Raw genomic sequence first — 7592 nt, forward strand, 5'->3', positions numbered from 1 at the left:
GCCCCCACCCCCCTGCACCTTTCGCTCCCCGACCCGACGGGCGCGTTCGTGGACTTCGTCGTGCAGCCGGTCAGTGTCATGGAAGACGCCCTGGCGGCACGGCATCCCGAACTCAAGACGTACGCCGGTCGCGCGGCGTCGGACCCGACCGTCTCGGTGCGCGTGAGCATCACTCCCCTGGGTCTGTCGGCGTCGGTGCGCAGCGGAGACAACCGTTCGACCGCCTGGTACGTCGACCCCGTACCGTCGGATGCCGATGACGCGAAGCCGCGGCACATCTCGTACGGCCGCGACGCAGCGCGCGAGGACAAGGGTGCGGCCCAGTTCCTGGAGCCCGCGAACGAGGCCCCCGTCGTCGAGAAGGCGCCCGCCGCCCCCGCCAAGGCGACGCGGCAGGTGATCCGTCTCGCCCTCGCGACGGACCCGTCCTTCGCGCAGTTCTACGGGACCGAGAACGTGCTGGCGGCCAAGGTCGTGATGACGAACCGCATCGCGCAGATCTACAACGACGACCTGGGCGTGCAGCTCAAGCTCGTCAACGACACCGAGAAGCTCAACTTCGACACCGACGCGGCCGCGTACGAGCCCGGCGGAGCCTGTGGAGACCAAGCCTGTTACCCCGTCGGCGCCTTGAACGAGTGCCAGGGCTGGGCGCTCGACTCCAACGCCGGCGCCCTGCAGCGCATCCTCGGCGATGACGCCTACGACGTGGGACACCTGTCGCTCGGCTCCGGCAACGGCGGAATGGCCAACTGGAACGTCGTCGGCGTGAACTGGTGGAAGGGCGGCGGGTGCACGGGCCTGGCGAAGCCGATCGGCGACGTGTTCGCCACCGACTACGTCGCGCACGAGCTCGGTCACCAGTTCGGCGGCACGCACACGATGAACGCCTGCCACAATTCGCAGGGCGACTCCGCGATGGAGCCCGGATCGGCATCGACCATCATGGGCTACGCGGGCCTGTGCCGCGAGAACGACCTGCAGTCGAACTCCGACCCGTACTTCTCGGCGTTCAGCATCGACCAGATGCACTACTGGACGGGCTGGGCGGGCCTGCACGAAGAGTCCCCCAACACCGTTCCGCAGGTGACGGTCCCCGAGAGCCGGACGATCCCCGTTCGCACGCCGTTCGCGCTGACGGCCTCGGGCACCGATTCCGACGGCGACCCGCTGACCTACGTCTGGGAGCAGGCGAACCTCGGCGACTTCGGCCGGGGACTGCGCGACCCGAACAAGGTGAACGGTCCGCTGTTCCGCCTCTTCTCCCGGGCGGCCGACCTCACCGAAGAACAGGCGCACTCGTACTACTCGGGGGCGCACAACGCCGCGTCGCCGACGCCGACGCGCGTCTTCCCCGACATGGCGCAGATCCTCGCGGGGAACACGAACGCCCGGACGGGCACCTGCGAATCGACCGACTGGCTCGAGGCGCGCGACTGCTTCTCGGAGTTCCTGCCCACCGCGGCCTACGAGGGCAACGGGAACGGCGGTTTCGACTTCCGCGTGACCGCTCGCGACCAGCGTCCGGACGGCGGTGGAGTCGCCACGGCGGGAGTGCACCTCGCCATCGCCCGTGACGCCGGTCCGTTCGAGGTGACGAGCTTCGCCACGGCCGGCCAGGCGGTGGGCGTGGACAGCACGAACGAGATCACCTGGAACGTCAACGGGACGGATGCCGCCGACATGGCACCCGAGGTCCGCATCCTGCTGTCCACCGACGGCGGCCAGACCTTCGACCGGGTCCTCGCCGAGCGGACGGCGAACGACGGCGCCGCCACGGTGACCTTCCCGAAGGTCGCGACCGACAAGGCACGTATCAAGATCGAGGCCGTCGACAACTACTTCTTCGCGGTCAACGAGAAGGACTTCGTCATCTTCGACGCCACGCTGGAATCGATCGTGCCCCAGGTGGCACGCACCATCCCGGGTGTGCCCATCACGCTTCCCGCGACGGTCGTGCCGGTCTACAACGGCCTCTCCAGCACGCCGATCCCGGTGACCTGGGACACGTCCGGCGTGGACTGGGCCACGGCCGGAACGTACCGCGTGATCGGTTCGGGGGTGGACCAGTACGGCACGACGTTCTCGGACGCGGTGCTCACCCTCTACATCGGCGACTTCAGCTCGACCGATCCCGTCTCGGTGACCGTCCCGGAGGGGCAGCCCGTCGCGGCGCTGGCGAACCTGCTGCCTCCGACCGTCCCCGCGCAGGTGGGCACCAGCGAGACGCGCTTCACCACCGCGGTGACCTGGAACACCGCCGCGATCACGCAGAAGGACCTGGATGCCGCGGGCACCGTCCGCGTCGAAGGGACCGCGGCATCCGCGATCCCCGGTGCCGCCGGGATCCCGGCGACGCTGACGGTGATCGTCACCACGGCTGCGAAGGTCAACGTCGCACCGGAATCGGACACGCGATCCGCGACGTTCACCGAGCCGGGGTATTCGATCAACGGCACGGTCAACGGCAACCTCGGTGACAAGGCCTGGTCGAACTGGCGGCCCGACGGGGTGAACGAGAACGACACCCTCACCTACTCGTGGAAGGAGCTCCAACTCCTCGATTCGCTCGATGTCACCGCCTTCCGCGACGGAGCCGGTCAGTCGTGGCCCGCGCAGGCGAGCGCGACGTACACCGATGCCGTGACCGGCGAGGTCGTGACGACCGCGCCCGTCCCGGTCGACCTCAGCGGTGCATCGCCGGTCGTCACGATCGACCTCCGCGTCGACGGGCACCCCATCATGACGGGTTCCGTGGCGGTGCATCTCACCCCCGTCGACGGCTGGTACATGACCGTTTCGGAGGTGCAGATCTTCGGCCGGAAGGTGACCGCCGCATCGACGGCCACACTCGCTCGCCTGAACGTCGACGGCGTGCCGGTCGCGGGCTTCGACCCGGCGACGCTCACGTACGCGGCGACGGTCGACGGCTCGCGCTGGCCCACGGTGTCGGCCGTGGCGACAGATCAGAACGCGACCGTGACCGTCGGGGCCGTCGACCCGGCCACCGGCCGTGTGACGATCGCCGTCACCGCCGCGGACAAGGTCTCGACGCAGGCGTACGAGGTCGTGGTGGCTCGCCGAGCCGCGTTCACGGCCGCGCCTCGTCTGACGAATGCGGACGGTCGAGTGACGGTGGCCGCGGCGACCGACCCGGCCGACGCGACCCTGCGCGTCGTGTGGCTGCGCAACGGCGTCGAGCAAGCGCAGACGGGGACCAGCTACGCGCTGGCACCCGCGGACGCCGGCACGTCGCTGGTCGCCCGCGTCACGGCGGAGCGTGCCGGGTTCGTCTCGGCCCAGGTCGACTCGGCGCCGCTCGCGATTCCCGCGAACGACCCCGGTGGCTCCGGTTCGGGTGGTTCCGGTTCGGGCGGCTCCGGCACCGGTACGCCCGGAACGGGTGGCTCCGGCACCGGAGGATCCAGCGTGACCGGCTCCGGCCCGGCCGGCGCCTCCGCCGGACCGGCGGCGTCGTCCGGAACCTCGACCACGACCACGACGCAGGGGCGTTTGAGCGTCACCGGCACTCCCGGGGTCATGACCCCGATCGGTGTGGCCGGCGTTCTGCTCGCCCTCGGCTCGGCGGCACTGATCGCCGCCCGGTCTCGCCGCCGCCCGGATGCCGTCGTCTCACCGTCCGTCACGTCCACCGACTGACCCCCCACAGAACAGGACTTCCATGCACACGACACGAACAGCGACACGGGCACTCGCCGTCGCCGCGGCGGCTGCAGCCGTGGTCACCCTCGGCGTGACCCTGCCGGGCGCCGCCGCGGCCGCAGACCCCGTGCTGCCCCCGCCGGCTGCGGACATCTTCCCCAACGTGGGGACCGCCGACTTCGACGTGCAGCACTACGACGTCGACATGCAGTATCGGGCGAACGACGACATCTCGGCGGTCACCACGGTCACGGCCGTCGCCGCCAAGGCGCTCGATGTTATCCGGCTCGACCTCGAGGGTCTGACGGTGGACGCGGTGACGGTGAACGGGCAGAACGCCGCCTTCACCCGCGAAGCCGACTTCCCGGCGACACGGCATAAGCTCGTCGTGACCCCCGCGGCGCCGGTGACCGGCGAGTTCACGGTCGCCGTGACGTACCACGGGGCGCCGACCCGTCATCAGGACCCCGACGGCTCCTTCGAGGGATGGATGCCGACGGGCACGGGCGTGGCGGCCCTCGGCCAGCCCGTGGGCACCATGACCTGGCTGCCGAGCAACAACACCGTCAGCGACAAGGCCGCATACGACATCGACGTGACCGCCCCGACGCGGACGGACGGTCAGGACCTGTCGGTGGCCAGCAGCGGCAACCTCGTCTCGCAGACGGTCGTCGATGCGGACCGCACCCGGTGGTCGTGGGCGATCGACACGCCGCTGTCGACGTCGATGCTCGTGCTCTCGGTGGGGCACTTCGACGTCCTGACGTCGACGATCACCCTCGCCAGCGGCCGTGTCCTGCCCGAGTGGTCGTTCGTGGCGAAGAGCGCGTCCGACGGGGACCGTGCGTACATCAATTCGCAGCGCGCCCTCATCAAGCCGATGCTCGACTGGCTCGAGGCGAAGCTCGGACCCTATCCGGGCGAATCCACCGGCATCATCTGGGATCGCGCCGGCGTCGGCTATGCGCTCGAGACGCAGGACCGCCCGTTCTTCGACGGGTTCCTGAGCGACGAGGTCCTTCTGCACGAGCTCGCGCACATGTGGCTGGGCAACTCCGTCAGCCCGGACACGTGGTCCGAGATCTGGGTGAGCGAGGGTGCGGCACGGTTCTTCGAGGCGTACTACGGCTGGCAGGTGCTCGGTGAGGGCGACCCGCGTCAGATCGCGGCCGACGCCGTCAAGAACGAGCCCGCGGACGCGTGGAAGAACCCGAGCGTCGGGTGGACCGACCCGGCTCAGCTCTACGGCTGGCAGGCCTACACGCGCGGGTCCTTCGTCTACAGCGCGCTCATGAACGCCCTCGGCCCGGACGGCTTCGATGAGGTCATGAAGTCATGGACGAAGACCTACCGCACGTCGTCGGTCGTCACGGGTGACTTCATCACCGTGGCGAGTGCGGCATCGGGCCGCGACCTGAGTCGCACGCTCAACCAGTGGATCGTCGGCGCCACCGCACCGCTGCTGCCCGAGGACATCGTCCGCATCGAGCCCTCGGACACCGTCACGACGACGCAGGGAACGGCCCCGGTCCTTCCTCAGAGCGTGACGCCGGTGTACAAGTCGGGCGCCGGTACGGCCTCGCCGGTCGTCTGGAACACGGCGGCGCAGGACTGGTCGAAGCCGGGGCAGGTCACCGTGACCGGCACGGGCACCGACTTCTTCGGCGCGCCGTTCACGACGGCATCCGTGAAGGTGAACGTCCTCGCAGCCCCCGTACCCACTCCCACGGTGACACCGACCCCGACGGTGACGCCGCTTCCCACGGTCGGGCCGTCGCCGACCGGGACGCCGTCGAGCGGTTCGACCCCGCCGCCGGCGGTGCAGGGAGCATCTCAGTTGAGCGCCACCGGAAGCGCCCCCGTGCTCCCGGCGCTGGCCGCAGGACTGCTCCTGCTGGTCGCTGGTGCATCGGCCTTCGTGATCTCACGACGCCGGCGCCACGCCGACTGAGGAGGCCGAGCGGGCGGACCGGTCATGCGGTCCGCCCGCTTCGGCGTGCCGGTCAGTGGGCGAGGCGATCCAGCACGATCGAGGTGCGCGTGCGCTCGATGCGACTCGACGAGCGCAGTGTCTCGACGATCTCGCCCAGGGCCTCGTTGTTGGGCGCCCGCAGGATGACGACCGCATCCGCCGCGCCCGCGACGCTGACAGCGGCGACGACCCCGTCCAGTCCGCCGAGCAGCGTGCGCAGCTCGGTCGTGCTGACGTTGCCGCGGCAGAAGATCTCGACGACCGCTTCGGTGCCCTCGAAGCTGGACGGGTCGGCCGCGATGGTGAAACCGGGGATGAGGCCCGACTCGCGCATCGCCTCGACCCGTCGCTTGATCAGCGACGTCGACCGGCCCAGCACCCGGGCCATCTCCGAGAACGGCATCCGCGCGTCCCGGGTGAGCAGCTCGATGATCGATTCGTCCACGCGATCCACGACGGCCACGTTAGTACACGCACCATCACCCTCTCGTCCGGACGAACCAGCGCACCCATCTGCCGACGGGCGGACGAGTCGTCTCCGTCTCGTCGTGCCCGCAGACTGAGGGGATGGATGCCGACACCTCCCTCTTCCACGCCTGCGTCCCCCTCGCGCCCGGGACGACCTCTCTCCTCCCCCTCGACGACCTCGCGGCGGTCGACCCCGCGTAGGGGCTCTGAAACTCCCCCGACACCGTTCGCGCGCACCTACACTGGTCGCACCTGCCGTCACCGCCGATGGGAGTTCCGTGCCTTCCGCCTGGTCGCGACCCGCGATTTCACCCGAGACATCGGGGCTGCTCATCGCGCGCGCCCACGACGAACTGCTCGCGGGAAACGAGGATCGCCGTCTCGCCGACGTGCGTCCGCTGGTGCAGGATTCGTGGCGGCGGTCGCTGGCATCCCTGGTCGGACCCGAGGGGTTGCCGTCGCTCGAGTTCGCGAGCGACGAGCTCGAGGCGTACCGCCGCGGACACCCCCTCGCCGGCGTCATGGACATGGTGCGCGCGCTGCTGCTGCCCGGCACGGCCGAGGAATCCGGCGTCGTAGTCGCCGTGGGCGACGCCGCGGGGCGGCTGCTGTGGGTCGAGGGCGATCGTCACATCCGCACGCTCACGGGCGACATGGGCTTCGTCGCGGGGGCTAACTGGGCCGAGGATGCCGTGGGCACCTCGGCACCGGGAACCGCGTTGACGCTCGACCGGTCGGTGCAGATCCGCGGCGCCGAGCACTTCAACCGTCTCGTTCAGCCGTGGTCGTGCACCGCCGCGCCCGTCCACGACCCCGAGACCCGCCGACTGCTGGGCGTCATCGACGTCACGGGAGGACCCGAGGCCGTCACCCCGCAGGCGCAATTGCTCGTGGATGCCACGGCCCGGGCGATCGAGAGCGAGCTGCTCGTCGCGCGGCTGCGCGCGCAGCAGGCTCCGCCCCCGCGTCGTCCGTCGCCGTCGCGGGCGCTGCTGCAGATCCTCGGCCGGGACCGCGCGATGCTCGAGGTCGGGGGCTCGGCGCTCGAGCTCAGCGCGCGGCACGCCGAGATCCTGCTGCTGCTCGCCGTGCACCGCGAGGGGCTCTCGGCCGAGGCGCTGAGCGAGGCGGTCTACGCCCACGCGGCCGTCGAGACGCTGCGACCCGAGATGGTGCGTCTGCGGCGCGTGCTCGCCCCCGTGGCGCCGCGCCTGGTGCCGGAGTCGCGGCCCTACCGTCTGCCGGACGGCCTCGAGACCGACGCGCAGCACGTGCTGTCGCTCCTGGACCGCGGCGCGCATCGCGTAGCGCTCGCGGCGTACACCGGGCCGGTCCTGCCCGAGTCCGAGGCGCCGGGGGTCGTCGAGGTTCGCGAGTCGGTGCGCTCGGCCCTGCGCGAGGCGCTCGTGGCCGAGGCGGGGATCGACGTGCTGCTGGCCTACGCCGACACCGTCGATGGTCGTGACGACGAAGAGGTGCTGCGCCTGTG

At 70.6% G+C, this 7592-nt stretch carries 4 protein-coding genes; 3 read left to right on the top strand and 1 reads right to left on the bottom strand.

What is annotated here, in order from left to right:
* Together DBR36_RS05775 and DBR36_RS05780 are read left to right on the top strand one after the other, a co-directional pair.
* On the top strand, positions 1-3660 hold a 3660-nt coding region (locus tag DBR36_RS05775), incomplete at its 5' end, for a reprolysin-like metallopeptidase (RefSeq protein WP_181373493.1).
* Between the two features lie 22 nt (positions 3661-3682).
* Positions 3683-5614, top strand: a complete 1932-nt coding sequence (locus DBR36_RS05780) for a M1 family aminopeptidase (RefSeq protein WP_181373494.1) — start codon at positions 3683-3685, stop codon at positions 5612-5614.
* A 52-nt stretch (positions 5615-5666) separates the two neighbouring features.
* Here the strand turns inward: DBR36_RS05780 and DBR36_RS17595 are convergent, their stop codons facing one another.
* Positions 5667-6089: an AsnC family transcriptional regulator gene (locus DBR36_RS17595; protein ID WP_181373495.1), complete on the bottom strand. Its 423-nt coding sequence runs from the start codon at positions 6087-6089 to the stop codon at positions 5667-5669.
* Between the two features lie 292 nt (positions 6090-6381).
* Here DBR36_RS17595 and DBR36_RS05790 point away from each other — a divergent pair.
* Positions 6382-7592, top strand: a 1211-nt coding sequence (locus DBR36_RS05790) for a GAF domain-containing protein (protein ID WP_108317974.1), incomplete at its 3' end; no start/stop codon positions are given.

This window comes from Microbacterium sp. HMWF026, assembly GCF_003061325.1.
In the GTDB taxonomy this organism is placed as follows: Bacteria; Actinomycetota; Actinomycetes; order Actinomycetales; family Microbacteriaceae; genus Microbacterium; species Microbacterium testaceum_E.

Coding starts and splice junctions, on each gene's coding strand:
- DBR36_RS05780 (WP_181373494.1), top strand. CDS start 3,683: ATGCACACGACACGAACAGCGACACGGGCACTCGCCGTCGCCGCGGCG.